The sequence below is a fragment of the Oleiphilus sp. HI0079 genome (assembly GCF_001635105.1).
The window spans coordinates 1-1,082 of record NZ_LWFT01000932.1 but is presented as its reverse complement, the minus strand read 5'-3'; the positions used below and the strand labels follow the sequence as shown (position 1 = coordinate 1,082).

Annotated in this window: 2 protein-coding genes; one reads left to right on the top strand and one right to left on the bottom strand. The window is 47.7% G+C overall.

All coding sequences use genetic code 11. The annotated features are described in order from the left end of the window. Positions 1-356: phosphoadenylyl-sulfate reductase (locus A3750_RS17180; RefSeq protein WP_082873338.1), on the top strand; the 356-nt coding region annotated here is incomplete at its 5' end. 60 nt (positions 357-416) lie between these two features. Here A3750_RS17180 and A3750_RS17175 read toward each other — a convergent pair. Beyond that, positions 417-1,082, bottom strand: a 666-nt coding sequence (locus tag A3750_RS17175) for a LysR substrate-binding domain-containing protein (protein ID WP_197475109.1), incomplete at its 5' end; no start/stop codon positions are given.

The following is a 1,082-nucleotide window of genomic DNA, read 5'->3' as shown; positions in this document are numbered from 1 at the left end:
AAGTAAGACCCTTACGTCGAAAGCTCGCCACGCTAGAAGCTTGGATTTCAGGACAACGCAAAGATCAAAGTCCAAGTACACGCTCAGAAGTGGCTGTCATAGAGCTTGATACGGCCAACGCTGCTGAAGGCAAAACCTTAATCAAATTCAATCCGCTAGCAAACTGGTCGTCAAAAGAGGTTTGGGACTACCTTCGCATGAGCGAAGTGCCAACCAACAAGCTTCACGAAAAAGGCTTTATCAGCATTGGGTGTGAGCCATGCACTCGAGCAGTATTACCAAACCAGCATGAGCGAGAAGGCCGCTGGTGGTGGGAAGAAGAAACGCAAAAAGAATGCGGTCTGCACATCAAATAAATTCAGCCAGTGAACGTCAACTCGTCGCTGAGAGTTGCATTCACCCATTCCCCGAACCACCTAAGTGGTGTATCGGGGAATATCGACTTCTGCAAACACTTTCGACACATCTTCTCTATGGGCATGACTATAGAAAGCTTCATCAACCAAGTCTCGCGTTAAATGCGGCGCAAATTCTGCTAAAAACTCATACATGAATCCGCGCATGAATGTTCCTTTACGCAAAGCAATACTAGTGATCGCATCAGGGAATAAGTCTGTTGCCGGTATCGCCACCAAGTCTGAATCTCTTACGGGATCAAACGCCATCGAAGCAATAATGCCAACTCCAAGACCAAGTCGGACATAGGTTTTGATAACATCGGCATCAGAAGCCGTGAATACGACATTTGGCTCCAAACCTTTCGAAGAAAAAGCCTCATCGAGCTTTGCTCGTCCTGTAAAACCAAGAACATACGTCACAATCGGATGCTCAGCCAACCGCTCAAGCGTGAGCTTAGATTCACTCAGCAGAGGATGATTCTTGGGTACGACCACAACGCGATTCCAACGATAACAAGGCATCATAATTAAGTCCGCATGCTGACTTAGCGCCTCCGTCGCAATAGCGCAATCGACGACTCCATCCGAGCACATCTCCGAGATCTGAGCGGGCGTCCCCTGATGCATGTGCAATGAAACATCAGGATAACTTTTCATAAAACGACTAATGATGGGCGGGAGAAC